Below are 18877 nucleotides of genomic sequence, written 5' to 3' on the forward strand. Positions count from 1 at the left end.
AGTTCACTCGCCTTCCGCGACCGTCTCGCGCCAGTCGCGGACGTCGCCAGCGTCTCTGACCGCGCTCTCGTAGTACGAGAGCGGATGCGAAATCGTCTCGCAGCGCTCGTCGGGGTCCGTGCAGTCGTCGTACGCCTTCAGCGTCGCACAGGTCGGCGGCGCGAACTGCGACCCGTCCGCGTCCGCGAGGTACGCCACGCGCGTCTCCAGTCTGTCTGCCGTCTCCGCGTCGTCGGCGTCTAAGAGCGTCGTCACCTCCGTCTCGTCCATCCCGACGCCGACGAGAAACGAGACGAGAGAGAACTCCGAGTGCGGCGCGAGCGTCTCGCCCTCGCGAACCCGTCGTACGAGCGTCTTCATGCAGGGCGGAAAGAGGTCCGGAACCACCGCCTCTACCGCCGCGCTCCCGGCGGCGTCGTGGTCGTTCAGCAGGTCGCGGAGTTCCGCCACCTCCTCGTCGAGTGCGTCGGCTATCTCCTCGCCCGCCGGACTGCCGCGCACCTCGAACGGGAGGCCCTCGGCGACCCGTCGGCGCACCGCCTCTTCGAGCGTCCGGTGGAGTTCGTCTCTCGTCACCCGGACCGACCCGTCGGCCACCTCGCGGTTGACGAGACGCCAGCGCTCGCCCCAGTCGGCGTCCGCGAGCGTCAGATACGACCCGAGGGCGACCCAGTAGTGCGTCGGGTCGCGCCCGCGGCGTTCGCCGTCTCGTTCGGGTCGGACGTCGCCCGAGAGACCGAACTCTTCGAGGACGCTTTCGAGCGACGCCCGGCGCGTCCGCATGCTCTGTAACTCGTCGTCGTCGGCCTCGAAGTCGGTGAGAAACCGGGTCTGGGCGGTGGCGGCTTCCGCCGCGGCGTACTTCTCGACGGCCGCCGGGGTGTCGACCAAGGAGACGAGGATGCGGGCGATGGGGTACGAGAGGAGTTCCTCGCGTTCGTCCCACCGGTGCGGCTCATCGGCTTCGACGGTGCCCTCCATGAGGGCGCGTTCGACCCGCTCTAACCCGCGCTCTACTGCGGGTGCGTCTTCGGCGATGAGGGCCGCCGGAGAGATGTCTGTCTCCCGAACGGCGTCGCGCGCGCCGCCGAAGAACGGGTAGCGCGCGTGGAGCGGGTCCATCGGCATCGGCTCTGGTTTGCGAGTGGCTCCGAATAAACACGGCGATTGACGCGGGCCGCGCCGAACCGTTCGGGGGAGACCACATCACCTAAGACGACTTACGCCCTCCGTCGTGCCGTGCCGCAGTTCGACTACCCGTGCCCCGACTGCCGGGCCACGAACAGCCTCCACGACGCCGACTGCCGGTTCGAGGGGACGCCGTGGCCCGACGTCGAGAAGGCGTACACAGACGTGGTCGCGCATCTCTCGGCGGAACCGACCGACGAGGACGACCTTCAGAGCCTCGTCCACGGCGGTTGGGGCCCGCTTCACCGCGCGGCAGTGGAACGACTGAAGCGCGACGGCCGCGTCGACGAAGCCAACGGCGTCCTCCGCCTTCTGACCGCAGCGGAGTTCCGCGAGGAGGTGTCCGTCCCGGGCCGAGAACCGATGAAGACGCTCTACCGCCACGGCAGTTACCCCGGCTGTCACGACAACGCCGTCTTCGCGATGATAGCGTGGTACGAGATGGTCGGCCTCTCGTGGTCGGAGACGCGCGAGAACGTCGCAGACTGGCTCCGCGAGAGCGGTTCGTGGGACCGCGGCGGGTTCGAGGAGGCGACGCCCGAACAGTTGGTAGACAAGAAACGGCACGTCTACGAGGCGGGTTACGGCTGGAAGGAGAAAGCCGAGTCCGCAAAGCGCGTCATCGACCGCCACCGGTAGGTTCTGGCTGTCCCGAAAACGGTCGGAACGGTTACGTTTCTTCCGACGGTCTCAGTAGGGGTGAGTACACCGGAGAGTGCGTCCGCCGGGACGGACCCGGCCGACGTTCCGCCGGAGGCGTCGGTGGACGCGCCGAAACGCGCCCTCGCGATAGTTATCGGCATCGTCTTCGTCGACTTGCTCGGATTCGGCGTCGTCATCCCCGTCCTCCCCTTTTACGTCCGGAGCTTCGCCGTCAGCGACGTGTTCATCGGTCTGCTCGCCGCCTCCTACTCGGCGATGCAGTTCCTCTCTGCGCCGCTTCTCGGCCGCCTCTCGGACTCCCGCGGCCGCCGCCGCGTGTTGATGCTGTCGCTCGCCGGCAACACCGTCGCGTGGACGGTGTTCGGGTTGGGAACCGAGGTGGGCGTCCTGTTCGGCACTCTGCCCGCGCTGGCGACGATATTCGCCTCGCGGATGCTCGCGGGGGCGATGGGCGGCAACATCGCCACCGCGCAGGCGTACATCGCGGACGTGACGCCCGCGGACCGGCGCGCCGCGGCGCTCGGACTCGTCGGCGCGGCGTTCGGCCTCGGGTTCGTCTTCGGCCCGGCCATCGGCGGCGTGTTCGCGAGCGAGGAGGTAGTCGCGACGGCGCGTGCGGTTCTCCCCGGGTTCGTCCCGGCGACGCGTTTCTCGCTGCCGAGTTTCGTCGCCGCGTCGCTCAGTCTGGTCGCACTCGTCGCCGCCGCGGCGTTCCTCCCGGAACCCGACCGAATTCGACCCGCCGCGAACCGGACGACGCTCGTCGGGCAGTTCACCGACGCCCTCGCGGACCCGTCGATTCGCGGCTTCGTCGCCTCCTTCTTTCTCGTCTCCGTCGCGTTCTCGGGGGTGCAGGTCATGTTCATCCCCTACGCCGCGGACCTGTACGGGTACGACGAGACGCAGACGGCGCTCCTGTTGGCGTACATCGGCGTTCTCAGTATCCTGAATCAGGGCGTCCTCGTGGGCCACCTCTCCCGCCGGTACGGCGAACGCCGAACCGCCGTCGCGGGCGCGTCGATTCTCGCCGTCGCACTCGCGGTGCTCCCGTTCTCGCCCGCTCTCGGGTCGGCCGTTCCGGGCGTCGGCGGCCCCGCGTGGTTCACCGGGCCGGTTCTCGCCTTGCTCCTCTCCTTGGCGGCTCTCTCGCTCGGAAACAGCCTGTTGAACGTCGCCCTCTCCGCACTCGTCTCGCGGGCCGCGTCCGCGGACACGCAGGGCACCGCCTTCGGCGTCACGCAGGGCGCGGGGAGTCTCGGGCGGACGGTCGGTCCGCCCTCGATGGCGTTGCTCTACGTCGTCGCGTACTGGTCGCCGTTCGTCGCGGGCGCGGTACTCGTCGTTCCGGTCGTCGCGATACTCGCCGCACGAGTCACTCGCGGGCGGTAGCGTCGACTCGGTGCGGGACGGAGAGAAGAGAAACGTCGCGAGTCAGTCGCTCTGAATGCGCGGCGCGAGCATGTAGGTGACGTTCCCCTGCCCTTCGGCGACGCGGTAGTGGAGTTTGACGGGGAACTCCTGACCGAGTTCGACGGTGACCTCGGCGTCCTTCGGGATGGCCTTGTTCATGTCCTTGAGGTAGTCCAGGGAGAAAAGCGAGTCCGCCTCTCCGGCGGTGAGGTCGATGAGGTCACCGGCGTCGAGTTGGAAGTCCACGTCGTCCGTGTCGCCCTGCGCTTGGATGTGGAACGCCTCTTCTGCGTCGTCGACGCGGAGGCGGACGTGGTCCGAGACCATGTCCGCGGCCTTGATACCGCGGTCGAGTTGCGCGCCTTCGAGGACGATTTCGGCGGCCAAATCGAGGTCAGGGATGTCGGGTTCCTGACGGATGGAGTCCGGGTCGATGAGCGCCAGCGTCGAGGAGAGCCCCTCGATGCGGATGTTGAGCTTTCGCGTCTCCTCGTCGAGTTCGAGTTCGACGAGTTGGCTCGAATCCGCCATGCCGACGAAATCTTCGAGTTTCGACAGGTTGACGCCGATGACGCCGCCGTCGGCTTCGTAGGACTCGAACGCCGCCGCGTCGAGAGACAGGTCGACCATGCCGACGTTCGCGGGGTCCACGGCGCGAATCGCGAGTCCGTCCTCGTTGAGTCGTATCTTACACTCGTCGACGAGTACGCTCACCGAATCCAGCGCGTCCCGGAGCGTGGAGGCACTGACGATGGCCTTGAACATATGGACGGTGGTACGATAGCGGGCTTAAAAATCCCGCCGATTTACCGATACGATAGTACGATAGAGTGTTCCCGTACGTCGGGCGCGACTGCGCGCGCGACTGCTCTCGAACGCGGCGGACTACCCCTCGCATCCGTGCGGGACGCCCGCCAACACGACTCCGCCACAGTCGTCGCACTGACGTATCTCCCGTCCGACTTTGGCCCCCGCTACTGTCCACTTCTGCGACCCCGAAGAGAGATGCGCGCCGGACCGTCCGCACGACGGGCAGTTCGACTGCTCGAACGTGTACGTATACCACAAACAGTGGTCGTTCACGCAGTAATATGGCGACATAAGCTCGTGATGTGGCTCGATTACTGTAATTGCATCGACACGTGGCCACTTTCTAACCCGTCTCAGAGTCGAGAGTCGATTCCGGGTTCCGAGGACCCGAGGCGGGAGCGACAGTCGGATAACGGTGCGCCGACAACCTGTCCGTAATCAGATGGCGCGCAAGGACCAGTACTACAACAAAGCGAAACAGGAGGGGTACAGAGCCCGTTCGGCGTACAAACTGAAACAGTTAGACGAGGACGCGGGTCTGTTCGGCCCGGGAAACACCGTGGTGGACTTGGGTGCGGCCCCCGGCGGATGGTTACAGGTCGCCGCCGAGGAAGTCGGCCCGCAGGGACAGGTCGTCGGCGTCGACCTCCAGCGAATCCGCGACTTGGAGTCGGACGTCGTCGAGACCATCCGCGGCGACATGACCGACGAGGAGACGAAAGACGAACTCCGCGAGCGAATCGGCGAGGAGGGCGCGGACGTGGTCATCTCCGACATGGCCCCGAACATGACGGGCGAGTACTCGCTGGACCACGCTCGCTCCGTCCACCTCGCCCGGCAGGCCTTCGAGGTCGCCCTCGAACTGCTCCCGGCGGGCGGTGACCTCGCGGTCAAGGTGTTCGACGGCCCGGACGTCTCCGACCTCCGCGCCGACATGGACGAGGAGTTCCAGTACGTCCGCTCCATCCGTCCGGAGGCCTCCCGAGACTCCTCCTCGGAGCAGTATCTCGTCGGCAAACACCGCATCACCGCGCCCGTCGCCCTCGACGACGTGGTGGAGGTGACAATCGACGACGTGGGGAGCGAAGGCGACGGCGTCGCGAAGGTGGACGGCTACACGCTTTTCGTCTCGGATACGGAGGCGGGCGACGACGTCCGCGTCCGCGTCACCGACCTGAAGCCGAACTTCGGGTTCGCAGAAGTCGTCGAGGAGTGAGGACCGGTCACTCGGCGGTCCACGCGTCGTCCGACGCGCCCGTGCGACCGCCGCCGAACAGGCCGACGACGCCGTAGACGAACGGCGTATCGACGAGTGCGATGAGGAGTTTGAGGAGGTACTGCCCGACGACCAAAGCGAAAATCGCCTGCATCGGAAGCGCGTCGCCGATGCCGAGTACCGCGGGCGCGACGAGGAAGGCGACGGCGACGAAGATGATCGTATCTATCGCCTGACTCGTGGCCGTCGACGCGATGTTGCGAAGCCAAAGCATCGACCCGTCGGTCGCCTCTCGGATGCGGTGGAAGACGACGACGTCCCAGTTTTGGCTCACCAGGTACGCCAGCAGACTCCCCACGACGATGTTCGTCCCCGGCGCGATGACGCTTCGGAACTGCGCGCCGAACTCGGGGTCCGCGGCGGGCGCGAAGATAGTCCCCCACACCAACCCGAGGAGGACGAAGTTCATCGCGAATCCGACGTTGACCATCACCTGCGCCGCCCGCCGCCCGTACAGTTCCGAGTAGCAGTCCGAGGCGAAGAAGGTGACCGCGTAGGCCAACGCCGCCCCCGGAAGGATGATGCTCTCGCCCGTCACCGGAAGCGAGAGGGGCAGACCGAACGCGAGCAGTTTCGACGCCGTCAACTGCGCCGTGACCAACGCCGTGACGAACAACGCGAGTAGGACGACCTGTCCGGTCGCCGGTCCTCTCTCACTCATCCTCGAGTCGTCCGTGACGCTGATCTATCTCGTCTAGCACGTCCAACGTCTTGCGAACCGACGCCCGGATGGCGTCGCTTCGGTTGACGAACTTCCCGCCGTCTCCGACGTGTTCGTCTAAGTCAGCGAGCAGTTCGTCGGGCATCTCGACGCTTATCTTGGCCATATCAGGGAGTATGGGCATCACCTCCGTATTAAGGACTCGGTCTTCTCACCGGGAGATGGCCGTGAGAATATCGCTTCGTCGCGGATGCGTTCGGTCCGCACCTCCGAACTACTACGGTGCAGTCGCGGTGCGGTTTTTCCTCCAGGTTTTGTCGGGTGGGCGAAGCCCGCCCGAGAAAAAGTGGGTTTTAGACATCCGCGCCGCGGGCGGGAGCGAGGTTGCGTCGCCCGCCGAGTGTCACCACGAAGAGGACGCCGAGTCCGACGCCGTACGCGGCCATGAGGGGAACGGTGACGAGGAACATCGTCATGATTCCGGCGGGCGTGAAGACGGCGGCGAACGCGAGGATACCGACCGTCACCTCGCGCCACCGGCCCCGCATCGACTGGTAGGAGATGCCCGTGCTGTTCAAAAGCACCATCAGGACCGGAACGTCCGCGAGGAGACCGATTCCGGCCGTGGTGAAGAAGATGAGCCAAAAGAAGTTGGTGATGCGGTAGGCGATTATCATCTTCGCCTGCACCGCGTCGTTCACCAACCACGAGATGACCGCCGGCGCGATGTAGGTGTAGCCGAGGACGAACCCGCCGAGCAGTCCCACCGTGAGTGCGCCCGTCCAAAGGAAGACGGAGCGGCGACGCTGGTTGACGATGTTGCGCTCTCTGAGCGCCGGCCACGCGTAGTAGGCGACGATGGGGAGGGTGACGAGAGCGGCGATGAGCGTCGAGAACTTCACCTCGAAGATGAGCGCCTCCACGGGGTGGAGGGCGACGACGTTTATGACCTCGCTCGGGGTCACCGCGGCGGGCAACTGAGCCAAGAACCCCTCGTAGACGTCCTTGATGCCGCCCGTGTAGAGCCACCCGAACGTCCCCGCGAGGACGAGCATGAAGACGACGACGATGCGGAACGTCTTCGACGTTATCGAGTCGAGGATGAACGCCAGGTCGGTGTAGTACCCCCCGATGTCGTCTTCGCCCGTCTCGCCGTCGGTCAACTCTTCGAGGAACGTCCCGCCGGCGCGCGTCGCCCGGTCCTCTATGGTGTCGTCGTCCTCGGTCTCGCCTTCCTCGCGTTGCTCTTCTGTCTCGTCGAACCTGTCGAGGATGGCTTGGGCTTTCTCGTGGTTCCCTTCGTCGACGGCGTCGCCCGCGACGGCCATCGCCTCCTCCTCGCTCAGACCGCCGAACGCCTCCGGCGGTGCCGCGCGGACGCCCGCGGCGTCGAGTCGGGAGATGTCGAGTTGGGTCGGGTCGCCGCGGCCGGGTTCGGTTGGGTCGGCCGCCTCGACTATCGCGCCGTAGACGACGTACGCGAGGGTTCCGAGGACGAAGACGGCCGCGCCGAGTGCCGCCCACACGGCGAGAGAAACCTCGGGCGAGAGCCCGAGCGTCGAGCCCGGTTCGAGGATGCGGTAGTCGCTCCCCGTGCGGGCGAGGAGGCCGTTGAACCCGGCCTGACCGCCGCGTTCGTAGAACAGGTAGACGGCGAGTCCGCCGAGAACCGCGCTCCCGGCGAGGACGTTCCACCGTCGGCGCGCGACGGCGGGGACGCTTACGCGTTCGCTCCCGCGCCTCGCGGTGACGACTACCTTCGCGAGATAGAGACTCCCCCCGTAGAGGAAAAGCAACGGGAGCGCCCACATAATCTGCGTGAAGGGGTCCGGCGGCGAGAACAACGCGCCGAACACGAAGATGGCCACGACGGCGTATCGCCACTTGTCGCGGAACGTCTCGTACGGGACGATTTCGGCGTACGAGAGGCCGGTGATGGCAAGCGGCATCTGCGCCGCGAGACCGAACGAGACGGTGAGAAGGAAGATGAACTGCGCCCACATGACGATGGAGTAGGTGGGCGCGAACCCGGCGCTGATGGCGTTCCCGGCGAGGAACGCGAACATGAACGGGAAGAACACGAAGTAGCCGTAGGCGATTCCGGCGACGAACAGAAGCGCGGTGGTGACCGCGATGAACGCGAGTTTCCACGGCGCGACCGGCGACTGGGGCCACGCGCCGCGTTCTCGGAGGGCGTCACGCGAAAAGTAGACGAAGATGGGCGCGGCGAGGATTATCCCGCTCACGAGTCCGATTTTCGCCTGCAACAGGATGACGTCGAACGGAGTCTGGGCGATGATGTCGTAGTTGCCCTGAATGTGAGCCGACATCTGCGCTTCCGTGACGCTTTTCAGAAAGTCCCACACCACCAACCGAAGCGCGTAGAACGTGCCGAGAAAACCGACGAGGAAGACGATGAACACCTTTTGGAGGTCTTTCTGCGCCGCCCGAAGCATCGCTCCGGCGGTGTCGCGTCCCGCCGCGAGCGTCTGTTGGGTGTCCTCGTCGAGCGCGCTGGACATACGTACTGAAAACCCTCTCGCGGTTATCAATCTTTTTCACCGCGGTCGGCGGTTATCCGTCGCAAAACCTCGGCCCGATGCGGAAAGGCCTATAAGAACCGGGTGGTGAATTTCAGGTGAATGGCCGACGATTCGGAGACCGACGAGGGACGACCCCCCGACGAACCCGAGTCCGAGTCGGGGGCCGACCCTACGCCTACCGACGAGGAGGTCCCCGAAACGGGCGACGCAGACAGCGACGGTGCCGGCGATAGCGACGCCGACGCAGGTGCGGATGCCGACGCAGACGCGGATGCCGACGCAGACATCGATGCGGATTCGGACGCCGACGCCGACGTATCCGATTCGTCCGATGCGGACGCCGACGCGGACATCGACGCCGACGCCGACGCGGAAGACGAGACTCCCGGCGACGGCGATACGGATCTGTGGCCCGAGGCCGACTACACGCCCGACGACAGCGACGACCCGGCGGCGGACGCCGACTCTCCCGAACCCGACGCCGACGACGCGAGCGAGGGGTCGGTCGAGGCCGGAACGGACGGCGGCGAAGTCGCCTCCGCGGACGCCTCGGTGCCGTCTCGACACTCCGAAGCGGGATACCCTGACGACGACGGAATCGTCGGCGAGGGTCCCGAGAGCGACCAGGAAATGCCGCTCGCGGACCACATCGAAGAGATGGTCCGCCGACTCGCGGTGGTGTTCGCCGTCGGCGGCATCATCACGCTGATCATGTTCCCCGGCGGGGAACTCGTAAACTCCGCGTTCGGATTCAACCTGACGAGTGCGACGGAAGTGATCAACTTCCTTTGGAACCGTCACATCCCCGGCGCGCCGGAACTCGCGGACCGTCGCCCCCGGGTGTACGGACCGCTCGAACTCATCCTGACCGAACTGAAGGTCGCCGGTCTCGCCGGCCTCTTGATCGGTCTCCCGGTGTTCGTCTACGAGACGTACCTGTTCATGCGACCCGGTCTGTACCAGCGAGAGCGACGTTACTACCTCGCGGCCGTCCCGACGAGCCTCGTCCTCGCGGTCGTCGGGATGGCGTTCGCGCATTTCGTCGTCCTCCCCGCCATCTTCGCGTATTTCACGTCGTACACCACCGGAACGGCCACCGTCGCGTTCGGCCTCAAAGAGACGTTCAACCTGATACTGCTGTTGATGGGGTACATGGCCATCGTCTTCCAGATTCCGCTTTTCGTCATGCTCGCGATCATGATGAACCTCGTCACGCGGCGGTGGCTCGCCTCGCGACGCCTGATCTTCTGGGGCGCGTTCCTCGGTCTCTCGTTCCTCGTCAGCCCCGACCCGACCGGGATGGCCCCCATCATCATCGCCGCGACGATGATCACGCTGTTCGAGGGGACGCTGTTTCTCCTCCGGTGGACGCGAATGGAGTGACGACGCCGTCGGCCTCTGCCAGCACCTTCCACACCGTCTCGGGCGGTCGATAGAGACCGACGCACCGAGTTCCCGCACCCGCCGCTACCCGTCGCGTAACGCTGTGAACGAGTCGGAACCGTCGGCGTCTCACCGCCGCAGAATCGAGCCTGTCGATTACTCGCCGGTCGGGTACTCAGTCGAGAACACGTCTTCGACGAGCGGTTCGTCTCCGCTTTCGGTCCTCTCGCCTTCGTCGTCTTCGGGGCTGACGCTCCCGGTTTTGTAACCGTGCATGTCGAGCGTCACGTGGTCGAACCCGAGGTCGGTCAGGTGGTCGCGGGCGGCCTCCACGAAGTCGATGTCGAGGGCCGCCTCCAGTTCGTCGCGAGAGACTTCGATGCGGGCGAGGCCGTCGTGGTCGCGGACGCGGAACTGCGAGAATCCCCACGTCCGCAGGACGCGTTCGGCCTTCTCGACGCGAGTGAGGCGCTCTTCCGTGACTTCGAGACCGGTCGGGATTCGCGAGGAGAGACACGCCATCGACGGTTTGTCGGCGACCGAGAGGTCGTAGTCGTCGGCGATGGCTCTGACGTCGTCTTTGGTGACGTCGTGGGCCAAAAGCGGCGAGAACACCTCTAACTCCTCGACGGCGCGGAGTCCCGGTCGGTGCCCCTCGCCGGGGTCCGAGGCGTTCGTACCGTCGCAGACGGTGTCGATGTCGAGTTCGCGCGCCGTCTCGTACATCCGTCCGAGACGCATCGTCCGGCAGTGATAACACCGGTCGCCGTCGTTCGCGACGAAGTCAGGGTTGTCCAGTTCGGAGAACTCGACGACTTCGTGTCTGATCCCTATCTCTTCTGCGACGCGGCGCGCTTCGTCGAGTTCCGACTCGGGGAGCGTCTCCGACCGGGCCGTACAGGCCACCGCCCGGTCGCCGAGAGCGTCGCGCGCGAGGGCCGCGACGACGGAGGAGTCCACGCCGCCGGAGAAGGCGACGACGACGCCGTCTCGTTCCCCGAGGGAGGTCCGGACCGCCTCGGCTTTCTGTGCGGCCGAGCGAGTTCCCTCGTCCGTCGACGAATCCACGTCGGGTTGCATGGCACGAACTTCACCGCGGAGCGTCAAAAGCGCGTTGTCCTCGGCGGCGACTACCCGTAACGTTTTGTCGGGTGGGGCGATACTCCACGGCGAAATGGACTTCGAGACCATCCCGGGCGTCGGCGAGAAGACGGCCGCCGCGCTGTCGGAACTCGACGACCCCGCGCGGGCCCTCGAAGCGGGCGACGTGGCGGAACTCGCCCGTGCACCCGGCATCACGGAGGGGCGCGCCGCGGCCATCGCGCGGGCCGCTATCCGCCGCCGCCACGACGACGACGGCGACTTTCTCGCCACCGACCGCGCCCGGGAGGTGTACCGCGACGTGCTCTCGTTGCTCCGCGAGCGAACCGTCACCGCCTACGCCGGAAAGCGCGTCGAGACGCTGTTTCCCACCTCGTCGGCCTCGCGCATCGACGAGGTCAGAGAGTTCGCCCGAGAGGCGGTCGAGCGGACGCCCGAATCCGACGTTCTCGCCGCCTTAGAGGGCGTCGAACCCCTCGAACCGGCGTCCGGGCTCCGCGTCCGAGAGCGCTGTCTCGCCACCCTCGACGCCGAACGCTACGCCGCGGCGAAAGACGCGTTCCCGGAACTGTCCGTCGAGATAGTCGAGGACGCGCGCGACTTGGCGGAACTCGCGCGGTCGTACTCCACCGTCGTCGCACTCGACGAGACGTTCGCGGGCGTGGACGTCGAGGGCGACGTTCGAGTTCGCCCCGACGCCGCCGAGAACCCCGACGAAATCGTCCCCGAGAGAGTGCTCGCCTTCTTCGCGGGCAACCGCGGACGCGTGCAGGCGGCGGCGGACGTCCACGAGGCGGCGGGCCTCGACGCGCCCTGTGACCTCGACGCCCTGCGAGACGCCCTGAGTCGGGTAGACGAGGACGGAACCGTCGTCGGCGACGAGGAACTCGACCGCCTCGCCGCGGCCGTAGACGACCTCGACACCGCCGTCTCGGCGGCCGAGTCGGTCGCGAACGACCGCCTCCGCGACGCCATCCGCGAACGCGACGTGACCATCGAGGGGACGGACTTTCTCTCCTTGGTCGAACAGGGCGCGCGCGTCGATTCGCTGCTGTCTCGGGAACTCGAAGACGAGTACGACGCGGCGGTCGAAGCGGCGAGAGACCACCTCGTCGAGACGCTGAACCTCGAACCCGAGGAGGCGGACGTCGCCGTCCGCGCGTTCACCGACGACGCCGCCTTTCCGGTCGAACGCGACGAGGAGATGGTCTCGCGCCTCCGGACGGAGTTGAAGGCCGGACGCGACAGGCGCGCCGCGCGACTCAAACGCGACCTCGCCGCCGACTTGGCGACTCTGCGCGCCCCCGCCGAGGAGATGGTCGATTCCGCCCTCGAACTCGACGTGGAACTGGCCGTCTCGCGCTTCGCCCGCGACTTCGACTGCGTCGTCCCCGAGTTCGACGGCGAGGGGTTCGTCGTCGAGGGCGGCCGGTCGCCCCTCCTCGACGTGGCGTTCGAGGCGGTCGAACCGGTCGATTACGGCGTCTCGGGGGTCACCCTGCTCTCGGGCGTCAACTCCGGCGGGAAGACGTCCACGCTCGATTTGGTCGCCCTCGTCGTCGTGTTGGCACACATGGGACTTCCCGTCCCGGCCGAACGCGTCGAACTCGAACGCGTCTCCGAACTGCACTACTACGCCAAGACGCAGGGAACCCTCGACGCGGGCGCGTTCGAGAGCACGCTTCGGGACTTCCGCGAACTCGCCGACGGCGAGGCGAACCGACTCGTCCTCGTCGACGAACTGGAGAGCATCACCGAACCGGGGGCGTCGGCGAAGATCATCGCGGGCATCCTCGAAGCGTTGGACGAACAGTCGGCGACGGCGGTGTTCGTCTCTCACCTCGCCGGGGAGATACGCGAGGCGTCGTCGTTCGAGGTGGCCGTAGACGGTATCGAAGCCGTCGGACTGCGGGACGGTGAACTGCAGGTAAACCGCTCTCCGGTCAAAGACCACCTCGCGCGTTCGACGCCGGAACTCATCGTCGAGAAACTCGCGGGCGAGGACGGGTCGGGGTTCTACGACCGACTTTTAGAGAAGTTCTGACCGGATTTATGTCGGTCAGTTTCGACGTATCGGACATGGTCCCCGACCCCACCGATTCCGACTCGTCCGGCGCAGACTCCCCGGACGACCCTTCCGACGCGACGTACGACGTGGTGTACCGCGCGACGAGAGACGCTATTTGGGACGTCGTCGGCACGGCGACGCTGATTCTATTCTACCTCGCTCTCGCCGGAATCGCTCTGTCTATCGCCGTCGCCGGAATCAGTCAGTTCCTCTCGGGTTCGGGGTCGATGACCCTCGGCGTCGTCGGCGTCGGAGCCCTCTCCGTCGGCCTGTTCGCGGCCTATCGCATCTACGCGCTTGCGACGGAGTGAGGCGGGCCGACGCGCCCGTCCGCCCGGCGTCGTCGGCGCAAATCCGACCGAACGTCCCCGTCAGTACCGACCTGCGATTCCGGACGGTTCAGCCTCCCTCCGTTTCGGCTTCACTTTCACTCCGCCACTGGGGAACCGTTAAGTAGACTGCTATTCGTAATCGAACCGATGAGGGACGACCCCGAAGAGGGGATGCTATCGTGGGACGAGACGGTGTTCCGCGACGAACACGTCTTCGAGATAGATTACGTTCCGGAGACGTTCGACCACCGGGAGACGCAGCTTCAGAGCCTGAAGTACGCGCTCCGCCCCGCGGTTCGCGGCTCTCGTCCCCTCAACACGACGGTCCGCGGTCCGCCCGGCACCGGGAAGACGACCGCCGTTCAGAAACTGTTCGGCGAACTCGGCGCCCAAAGCGGCGTCCGGACGGTCAGAGTGAACTGTCAGGTCGATTCGACGCGGTACGCCGTCTTCTCTCGCATCTTCGAGCACATCTTCGAGTACGAACCCCCGTCGTCCGGCATCTCGTTCAAGAAACTGTTCGGCCAGATAACCGACCGACTCGTCGAGGAAGACGAGGTGTTGGCCGTCGCCTTAGACGACGTGAACTACCTGTTCTACGAGAACGAGGCGTCGGACACGCTCTACTCGTTGCTCCGGGCCCACGAGACGCACTCGGGCGCGAAAATCGGCGTCATCATCGTCTCGTCGGACCTCTCTTTGGACGTCATCGACGAACTCGACGGCCGCGTCCAGAGCGTCTTCCGCCCCGAGGAGGTGTACTTTCCCGTCTACGACGTCGAGGAGATTGTCGGCATCCTCCGCGAACGCGCCCGACGGGGGTTCCGCGAGGACGTCGTCGGGGCCCCGGAACTCGACAGAGTCGCGGAACTCACCGCAGACAGCGGTGACCTGCGCGTCGGCATCGACTTGCTGCGCCGCGCGGGACTCCACGCGGAGATGCGCGCCAGTCAGTCCGTCGAACTCGAAGATATCGAGGCGGCCTACGACAAATCGAAGTACGTCCACCTCTCGCGGGTCCTCCGCGGCCTCTCGGACTCCGAACGCGCCCTCGTGCGGGTCGTCGCCGAGTACGACGGCGAACAGGCGGGAACCGTCTACGACGCCTTCCGCGAGGAGACCGACCTCGGATACACGCGGTACTCGGAGATAACGAACAAACTCGACCAACTCGGCGTCATCGAGGCCGAATACACGGAGATTGAGGGCCGAGGGCGCTCCCGGTCGCTCTCGCTGTCGTACGACTCGGAGGCCGTCTTGGACCGCCTCTGAGTCGCGTCGTCCCGTCTCGGTTCTTTCTCGCCGCGCGGTCGTCTGTCGCCGACGGCGACTCCCCGCCGGCCCGGTCCCGTTCGAAGGCTTTTCGCCGTGCCTCTCGGAGTAACGCGTATGAAGACGACGGGCGGCACGGACGACCAGAAGCGTCGCGCCGGCGAACGCGCGGCGGAACTCGTGACGGACGGAACGACGGTCGGACTCGGAACCGGCAGTACCGCGGCGTTCGCCGTGCGCGCTATCGCCCGCGCCGTCGACGATGGACTCGACGTTCGCGGCGTCCCCACCTCCTTTGCGACGCGCGAACTCGCCCGAGAGGAGGGCGTCCCCCTCGTCGCCTTGGACGAGGTGGAGACGCTCGACCTCGCGATAGACGGCGCGGACCAGGTGGACGACGACCTGAACGCCATCAAGGGCGGCGGCGCGGCGCACACGAGAGAGAAGGTGGTAGACGCCGCGGCCGACCGGTTCGTCGTCGTCGCGGACCCCTCGAAGACGGCGACGACGCTGGACCGGGCGGTGGCGGTGGAAGTGCTGCCGGACGCGCGGACGACCGTCGCCGCCCGACTCCGAGAACTCGGCGGCGACCCGACGCTCAGACGCGCAGAACGGAAGGACGGCCCCGTAGTGACCGACAACGGGAACCTCGTCTTCGACTGCGAGTTCGGACCCATCGACGACCCCGCGACGCTCTCGTCCGACCTCTCCGCGATTCCGGGCTGTGTCGAACACGGCCTGTTCGTCGGGATGGTAGACGAGGTGTACGTCGGGACGGACGACGGCGTCGAGGTCAGAACGCGAGGCTGACGCTCGGAGGACGGCCGTCGCTGTCGGACTCGCAGCGTCGAAAAAATCGGGGTCGAATCGGGAACCGAATTACAGGTCGCGGGGCTGGACCGTCTTCCGGTCGTTCTGTTCTGCGCGGCGGGCGGCGTCTTCGAGCAGTTCGTTGACTTCCTCGTCGAGCGCGTCGTAGAAGTCCGAAGCGACGTTCTTGTCGTTGAGCGCTTCCTTGACGGCTGCCTTGACAATAAGGTCTGCCATACAACCCTCCTTTCAGAGTCCTACTTAATAAGATTTCGCAAATCTGCCGCCTCTACGCCCCTACCGGAAGGTTATGGGCTTTCAGAGGGAACGGATTTATATAGTGGGAGGTGTGATAAGGAAAGTTCGCCCGGCGAGGTCTCTCTCGGAGCTAAAACGACACGTACGTGGGGGAGCAACCTGAACGAGCGCACATGCGAGATATATTGGAGGCGGTGGCGGCGGGCGACCTCTCACCGGCGGCCGCCGAGACGCGGCTATCGGGGTACGCGACGACGGACGCCGGGCGGTTCGACGCCGCCCGCGAGACGCGCCGCGGCGTCCCCGAAGCCATCCTCGCGGACGTGAAGACGCCCGGGGAGACGGCGACGCTGGCGGCCGCCGCCGTCGATTCCACCGGTCACGCGATACTCACGCGCGCGTCGCAGGCGCACGTTGATGCCGTCGCCGCGGAACTGGACGCGGAGGTCGAACTCGAACGGGACGAACGGGCGCGGACGCTCGTCGCCCACGCGCCGGACTTCGAACCGCCGGTTCTCGACGCGACGGTGGGCATCGTCACCGGCGGCACCTCGGACGCCGAGGCGGCGGGCGAGGCGGCCGTCATCGTCCGCGAGATGGGCGCGTCCCTCACGCGCGTCGAAGACGTGGGCGTCGCCCACCTCGGACGCGTTCTCGACCACCTCGACGACCTGCGGGCCGCCGACGTTCTCGTCGTCGCCGCCGGACGCGAGGGGGCGCTTCCCACCGTCGTCGCCGGGTTGGTCGACACGCCCGTCGTCGGTCTCCCCGTCTCGACAGGATACGGCCACGGCGGCGAGGGCGACGCGGCGCTCTCGGGGATGTTACAGTCCTGTACCGTCATCTCGACTGTCAACATCGACGCCGGGTTCGTCGCCGGGGCGCAGGCCGGACTCGTCGCCCGCGCCGTATCGGACGCGAGAGAGGCCGGTTCGGGGGACGGTCCCGAATCCGACTCGAACTGACCCTCCGACGACGCGCCGACGTTCGTGTGGTACTCTCGCACGTGTGCGAAGCGGTATTATGGCTGGGGCGCGTACGGACTGTACCGGCACTGTGGTGGCTGCCGGACTCAACCATGCCAACCTGCGACCATTGCGGGTCGCACGTCTCAGAACACTTCGCGCGCGTGTTCGCCGACGAACGAGGGCGAGTTCTCGCCTGTCCAAACTGTTCGGCGAACGCGGGTATCGCGGAGGTTGCGCGGCGACGCACCCGCACTGCATGACCACTGAAGCGGCGAAAGACCACCACGCGAAGCCGATTTCTGCGCTGCGGCGGACGATACTCGACGAGCGACGGCCTCTCTGTGGCGGAAGTCGGACACGACGCCGGAGAGACCGAAGAAAAACGGATGCTGAGTGCCGTTCCGGCTCCGGGCTACGAAGCGAGCCGAAGAGTCACGGCCGAACGGCACCGGTCACGAACGCGACGAGGGGGACGGCGACTGCGACGTGGTAGACGACCAAGACGACCTGTCCGGCGGTGGTGACGCCGAACGTCGGGGCGACGGTGACCACCGGAACGAGCATCGCCGCGAAGACGACGGCCGACGCCGCGACGAAACTGCGAACCGGTCGGTCGGTCAGCCTCACCGACGCGGCGTAGGCGACGGCCGCCCCGACGCCGGCGAAGACGGCACTTCCGAACAGGGGTCCGAGAGCGAACGGGCTCGTCGCCCCCGTCGCGCCGAGTTCGACGCCGAGGAGGGTGACGACGCCCCGAGCGAACAGCAGTGCGACGACGGCGACGAGGACGCCGAGCGTCGTTCGTCGGGCGAGTTCTCCCGCGTCGGCGGGGACTGCGTATCGAGTAGTGGTGGTTGCCATACGCCGTAGTACGCTCGTTGCGGAGATAAGCTAGTATCTCGGCCGCCCGTTCGGGTCACGTCGCACCGATACGCGCGCCCCGTCTCGGCTGTGGTGCAAAGAATCATTGTCCCCGCTGCTACTACCTCACTCATGGCTGCCGAGGGACTCGACGAAACCGACTTAGGTATACTTCATCTCCTCCAGAAAGACGCGCGGAACAACACCCCGGTCGATATCGCCAGAGAGCTTCCGGTGTCGGACCAGACCGTTCGCAACCGCATCCAGAAGATGGAGCGGATGGGCGTCCTCGAAGGGTACGTTCCCGTGATAAATTACCGGAACGCCGGATTCTCTATCCGGCTCGAATTCTGCTGTACCGCACCCATCCAACGGCGCGAGGAACTCGCTCAGGCGGCGTTAGAACTCCCGCACGTCGTCCGCGTCGAAGAGATGCTGAGCGCCCACGAGAACGTCCGCGTCTTGGCCGTCTCGAACGACTCGGACGAGATACACCAAATCGCCACGGAGATAGACGAGTTGGGGCTCACTATCGTCAGCGAACGACTCAGACGCTGCGCGTACGTGCAGCCGTTCAACCATTTCGGGAAGGGAGTCGTCTCCGACGAGTAATGAATTCTCCAGTTGATCTTTGAAATATAAAGGTAGAGGCGATACGATTAATCCGTAATCAATGACGGCCGAAATTATTTTTACATGGCCAAACCCAGCTCTATCCGATGGGAGTGTGTGACAATCGGGTACTCGGTCGTGGGGACGGGGTGTTGGTGACGAGCATGGTCTCGGTCGTTTCGTCGGCGAGCGATTACCGAGAACCGCGAGTCAGAGTCGAGAGCGACGGGCGCGCCGCCGTCGGAGGGAAGGGACGTGGCGAGTAGCGTCTATCGGTGTGCGTGTCGAAACTGCAGAGAAGAGCAACTCTTCGACGACTACGACACCGCACAGGAGTTCTTCGGAGAACACGTGTCGAGGGGACACGAGGTGGAGTTGCTCAACCTCGCGGCAAAGACCGGGGAGGGGCCGGTTCGACTCCCCGAAGATGAGTGAACGGGCGCGCCCGAGTCCGTCGGTCGGACGCGCCGCGGACGGACTCGCCCGTTCACTCGGTTGATGCCCGTGAACGTCGTCTGCGACGCCTGTAGCGTCGTCCTTCTCGGACTCCGATCGATCGGTCCGAAGCCCGTCGGCCGAGAGGACTGCCCGAAGTGCGGCGGGACGGAGTTTTCGTACACCGACTGAGTTCACCGGGCGCGTTCGAGCGGGTTTTTTGCCG

The 18877-nt window shown here is 66.1% G+C and carries 20 protein-coding genes; 12 read left to right on the forward strand and 8 right to left on the reverse strand.

Annotation, left to right across the window (positions count from 1 at the left end; all coding sequences use genetic code 11):
• Window positions 1–3: 3 nt before the first annotated feature.
• Window positions 4–1122 (reverse strand): DNA primase, encoded by a 1119-nt coding sequence (locus BM167_RS00890; RefSeq protein WP_092891005.1) that lies wholly within the window; start codon window positions 1120–1122, stop codon window positions 4–6.
• Between the two features lie 117 nt (window positions 1123–1239).
• Here BM167_RS00890 and BM167_RS00895 point away from each other — a divergent pair, with 117 nt between their 5' ends.
• Window positions 1240–1827: a DUF7474 family protein gene (locus tag BM167_RS00895; protein WP_092887410.1), complete on the forward strand. Its 588-nt coding sequence runs from the start codon at window positions 1240–1242 to the stop codon at window positions 1825–1827.
• 60 nt (window positions 1828–1887) lie between these two features.
• Window positions 1888–3240, forward strand: a complete 1353-nt coding sequence (locus BM167_RS00900) for an MFS transporter (protein WP_092887413.1) — start codon at window positions 1888–1890, stop codon at window positions 3238–3240.
• Window positions 3241–3282: 42 nt separating this feature from the next.
• Here BM167_RS00900 and BM167_RS00905 read toward each other — a convergent pair whose 3' ends face one another.
• Window positions 3283–4026: a DNA polymerase sliding clamp gene (locus BM167_RS00905; protein ID WP_092887416.1), complete on the reverse strand. Its 744-nt coding sequence runs from the start codon at window positions 4024–4026 to the stop codon at window positions 3283–3285.
• A 487-nt stretch (window positions 4027–4513) separates the two neighbouring features.
• Between BM167_RS00905 and BM167_RS00910 the strand changes: the two genes are divergently transcribed.
• Window positions 4514–5287 carry a 23S rRNA (uridine(2552)-2'-O)-methyltransferase gene (locus BM167_RS00910; protein WP_092887419.1) on the forward strand — a complete coding sequence of 258 codons (774 nt, stop codon included), beginning with the start codon at window positions 4514–4516 and terminating at the stop codon, window positions 5285–5287.
• A gap of 7 nt (window positions 5288–5294) precedes the next feature.
• Here the strand turns inward: BM167_RS00910 and BM167_RS00915 are convergent, their stop codons facing one another.
• The 3 genes from BM167_RS00915 to tatC (BM167_RS00925) form a co-directional block, all read right to left on the reverse strand.
• A complete protein-coding gene (locus tag BM167_RS00915; protein WP_092887422.1) occupies window positions 5295–6008 on the reverse strand; it encodes a queuosine precursor transporter in 714 nt (237 codons plus the stop codon).
• Entirely contained in the window at window positions 6001–6174 is a 174-nt protein-coding gene (locus BM167_RS00920; protein ID WP_092887425.1) for a ribbon-helix-helix domain-containing protein, read from the reverse strand. Before BM167_RS00920 ends, BM167_RS00915 begins: the two co-directional genes overlap by 8 nt.
• Before the next feature lie 187 nt (window positions 6175–6361).
• Complete coding sequence (gene tatC / locus BM167_RS00925) at window positions 6362–8530, reverse strand: twin-arginine translocase subunit TatC (RefSeq protein ID WP_092887428.1); 2169 nt, start codon at window positions 8528–8530, stop codon at window positions 6362–6364.
• A 120-nt stretch (window positions 8531–8650) separates the two neighbouring features.
• Here tatC (BM167_RS00925) and tatC (BM167_RS00930) point away from each other — a divergent pair, with 120 nt between their 5' ends.
• Window positions 8651–9934 (forward strand): twin-arginine translocase subunit TatC, encoded by a 1284-nt coding sequence (tatC, locus tag BM167_RS00930; RefSeq protein ID WP_092887431.1) that lies wholly within the window; start codon window positions 8651–8653, stop codon window positions 9932–9934.
• Window positions 9935–10090: 156 nt separating this feature from the next.
• Here tatC (BM167_RS00930) and larE read toward each other — a convergent pair whose 3' ends face one another.
• A complete protein-coding gene (larE, locus tag BM167_RS00935) occupies window positions 10091–11014 on the reverse strand; it encodes an ATP-dependent sacrificial sulfur transferase LarE (RefSeq protein WP_092891007.1) in 924 nt (307 codons plus the stop codon).
• Between the two features lie 94 nt (window positions 11015–11108).
• Here larE and BM167_RS00940 point away from each other — a divergent pair, with 94 nt between their 5' ends.
• The 4 genes from BM167_RS00940 to rpiA all read left to right on the forward strand — a co-directional run bounded on the left by BM167_RS00940 (window position 11109) and on the right by rpiA (window position 15517).
• Complete coding sequence (locus BM167_RS00940) at window positions 11109–13079, forward strand: MutS-related protein (protein ID WP_092887434.1); 1971 nt, start codon at window positions 11109–11111, stop codon at window positions 13077–13079.
• A gap of 35 nt (window positions 13080–13114) precedes the next feature.
• Window positions 13115–13414, forward strand: a complete 300-nt coding sequence (locus tag BM167_RS00945) for a hypothetical protein (protein ID WP_143095455.1) — start codon at window positions 13115–13117, stop codon at window positions 13412–13414.
• 168 nt (window positions 13415–13582) lie between these two features.
• Window positions 13583–14707: an ORC1-type DNA replication protein gene (locus tag BM167_RS00950; protein ID WP_092887440.1), complete on the forward strand. Its 1125-nt coding sequence runs from the start codon at window positions 13583–13585 to the stop codon at window positions 14705–14707.
• Between the two features lie 117 nt (window positions 14708–14824).
• On the forward strand, window positions 14825–15517 hold the full coding sequence (gene rpiA / locus BM167_RS00955) for a ribose-5-phosphate isomerase RpiA (protein ID WP_092887443.1): 693 nt from the start codon (window positions 14825–14827) through the stop codon (window positions 15515–15517).
• Between the two features lie 69 nt (window positions 15518–15586).
• Here the strand turns inward: rpiA and BM167_RS00960 are convergent, their stop codons facing one another.
• Window positions 15587–15754: a DUF1931 family protein gene (locus tag BM167_RS00960; protein WP_092887446.1), complete on the reverse strand. Its 168-nt coding sequence runs from the start codon at window positions 15752–15754 to the stop codon at window positions 15587–15589.
• A gap of 194 nt (window positions 15755–15948) precedes the next feature.
• On the opposite strand from BM167_RS00960, the gene larB reads away from it, so the two are divergent.
• Entirely contained in the window at window positions 15949–16740 is a 792-nt protein-coding gene (larB, locus tag BM167_RS00965; protein ID WP_092887449.1) for a nickel pincer cofactor biosynthesis protein LarB, read from the forward strand.
• 113 nt (window positions 16741–16853) lie between these two features.
• Window positions 16854–17003 carry a DUF7563 family protein gene (locus BM167_RS19000; RefSeq protein ID WP_449271680.1) on the forward strand — a complete coding sequence of 50 codons (150 nt, stop codon included), beginning with the start codon at window positions 16854–16856 and terminating at the stop codon, window positions 17001–17003.
• Between the two features lie 172 nt (window positions 17004–17175).
• On the opposite strand, the gene BM167_RS00970 is transcribed toward BM167_RS19000, so the two are convergent.
• On the reverse strand, window positions 17176–17604 hold the full coding sequence (locus tag BM167_RS00970; protein WP_092887452.1) for a DUF6069 family protein: 429 nt from the start codon (window positions 17602–17604) through the stop codon (window positions 17176–17178).
• Between the two features lie 132 nt (window positions 17605–17736).
• Between BM167_RS00970 and BM167_RS00975 the strand changes: the two genes are divergently transcribed.
• The gene (locus tag BM167_RS00975; protein ID WP_092887455.1) at window positions 17737–18216 is read left to right on the forward strand and encodes an Lrp/AsnC family transcriptional regulator; all 480 of its coding nucleotides are present in this window, start codon (window positions 17737–17739) and stop codon (window positions 18214–18216) included.
• Window positions 18217–18471: 255 nt separating this feature from the next.
• Window positions 18472–18651 (forward strand): hypothetical protein, encoded by a 180-nt coding sequence (locus tag BM167_RS00980; protein WP_092887458.1) that lies wholly within the window; start codon window positions 18472–18474, stop codon window positions 18649–18651.
• Window positions 18652–18877: the final 226 nt, after the last annotated feature.

The organism is Halopelagius inordinatus (genome assembly GCF_900113245.1).
GTDB lineage: Archaea > Halobacteriota > Halobacteria > Halobacteriales > Haloferacaceae > Halopelagius > Halopelagius inordinatus.

Excerpts from the sequence above, each read along its gene's own strand:
- BM167_RS19000 (WP_449271680.1), top strand. The coding sequence starts at position 16,854 with ATGCCAACCTGCGACCATTGCGGGTCGCACGTCTCAGAACACTTCGCG.
- BM167_RS00890 (WP_092891005.1), bottom strand. The coding sequence starts at position 1,122 with ATGGACCCGCTCCACGCGCGCTACCCGTTCTTCGGCGGCGCGCGCGAC.
- BM167_RS00975 (WP_092887455.1), top strand. The coding sequence starts at position 17,737 with ATGGCTGCCGAGGGACTCGACGAAACCGACTTAGGTATACTTCATCTC.
- BM167_RS00970 (WP_092887452.1), bottom strand. The coding sequence starts at position 17,604 with ATGGCAACCACCACTACTCGATACGCAGTCCCCGCCGACGCGGGAGAA.
- BM167_RS00960 (WP_092887446.1), bottom strand. The coding sequence starts at position 15,754 with ATGGCAGACCTTATTGTCAAGGCAGCCGTCAAGGAAGCGCTCAACGAC.
- BM167_RS00950 (WP_092887440.1), top strand. The coding sequence starts at position 13,583 with ATGAGGGACGACCCCGAAGAGGGGATGCTATCGTGGGACGAGACGGTG.
- rpiA (WP_092887443.1), top strand. The coding sequence starts at position 14,825 with ATGAAGACGACGGGCGGCACGGACGACCAGAAGCGTCGCGCCGGCGAA.
- BM167_RS00910 (WP_092887419.1), top strand. The coding sequence starts at position 4,514 with ATGGCGCGCAAGGACCAGTACTACAACAAAGCGAAACAGGAGGGGTAC.
- BM167_RS00940 (WP_092887434.1), top strand. The coding sequence starts at position 11,109 with ATGGACTTCGAGACCATCCCGGGCGTCGGCGAGAAGACGGCCGCCGCG.
- BM167_RS00945 (WP_143095455.1), top strand. The coding sequence starts at position 13,115 with ATGGTCCCCGACCCCACCGATTCCGACTCGTCCGGCGCAGACTCCCCG.
- BM167_RS00905 (WP_092887416.1), bottom strand. The coding sequence starts at position 4,026 with ATGTTCAAGGCCATCGTCAGTGCCTCCACGCTCCGGGACGCGCTGGAT.
- BM167_RS00920 (WP_092887425.1), bottom strand. The coding sequence starts at position 6,174 with ATGGCCAAGATAAGCGTCGAGATGCCCGACGAACTGCTCGCTGACTTA.
- larB (WP_092887449.1), top strand. The coding sequence starts at position 15,949 with ATGCGAGATATATTGGAGGCGGTGGCGGCGGGCGACCTCTCACCGGCG.
- tatC (WP_092887428.1), bottom strand. The coding sequence starts at position 8,530 with ATGTCCAGCGCGCTCGACGAGGACACCCAACAGACGCTCGCGGCGGGA.
- tatC (WP_092887431.1), top strand. The coding sequence starts at position 8,651 with ATGGCCGACGATTCGGAGACCGACGAGGGACGACCCCCCGACGAACCC.
- larE (WP_092891007.1), bottom strand. The coding sequence starts at position 11,014 with ATGCAACCCGACGTGGATTCGTCGACGGACGAGGGAACTCGCTCGGCC.
- BM167_RS00915 (WP_092887422.1), bottom strand. The coding sequence starts at position 6,008 with ATGAGTGAGAGAGGACCGGCGACCGGACAGGTCGTCCTACTCGCGTTG.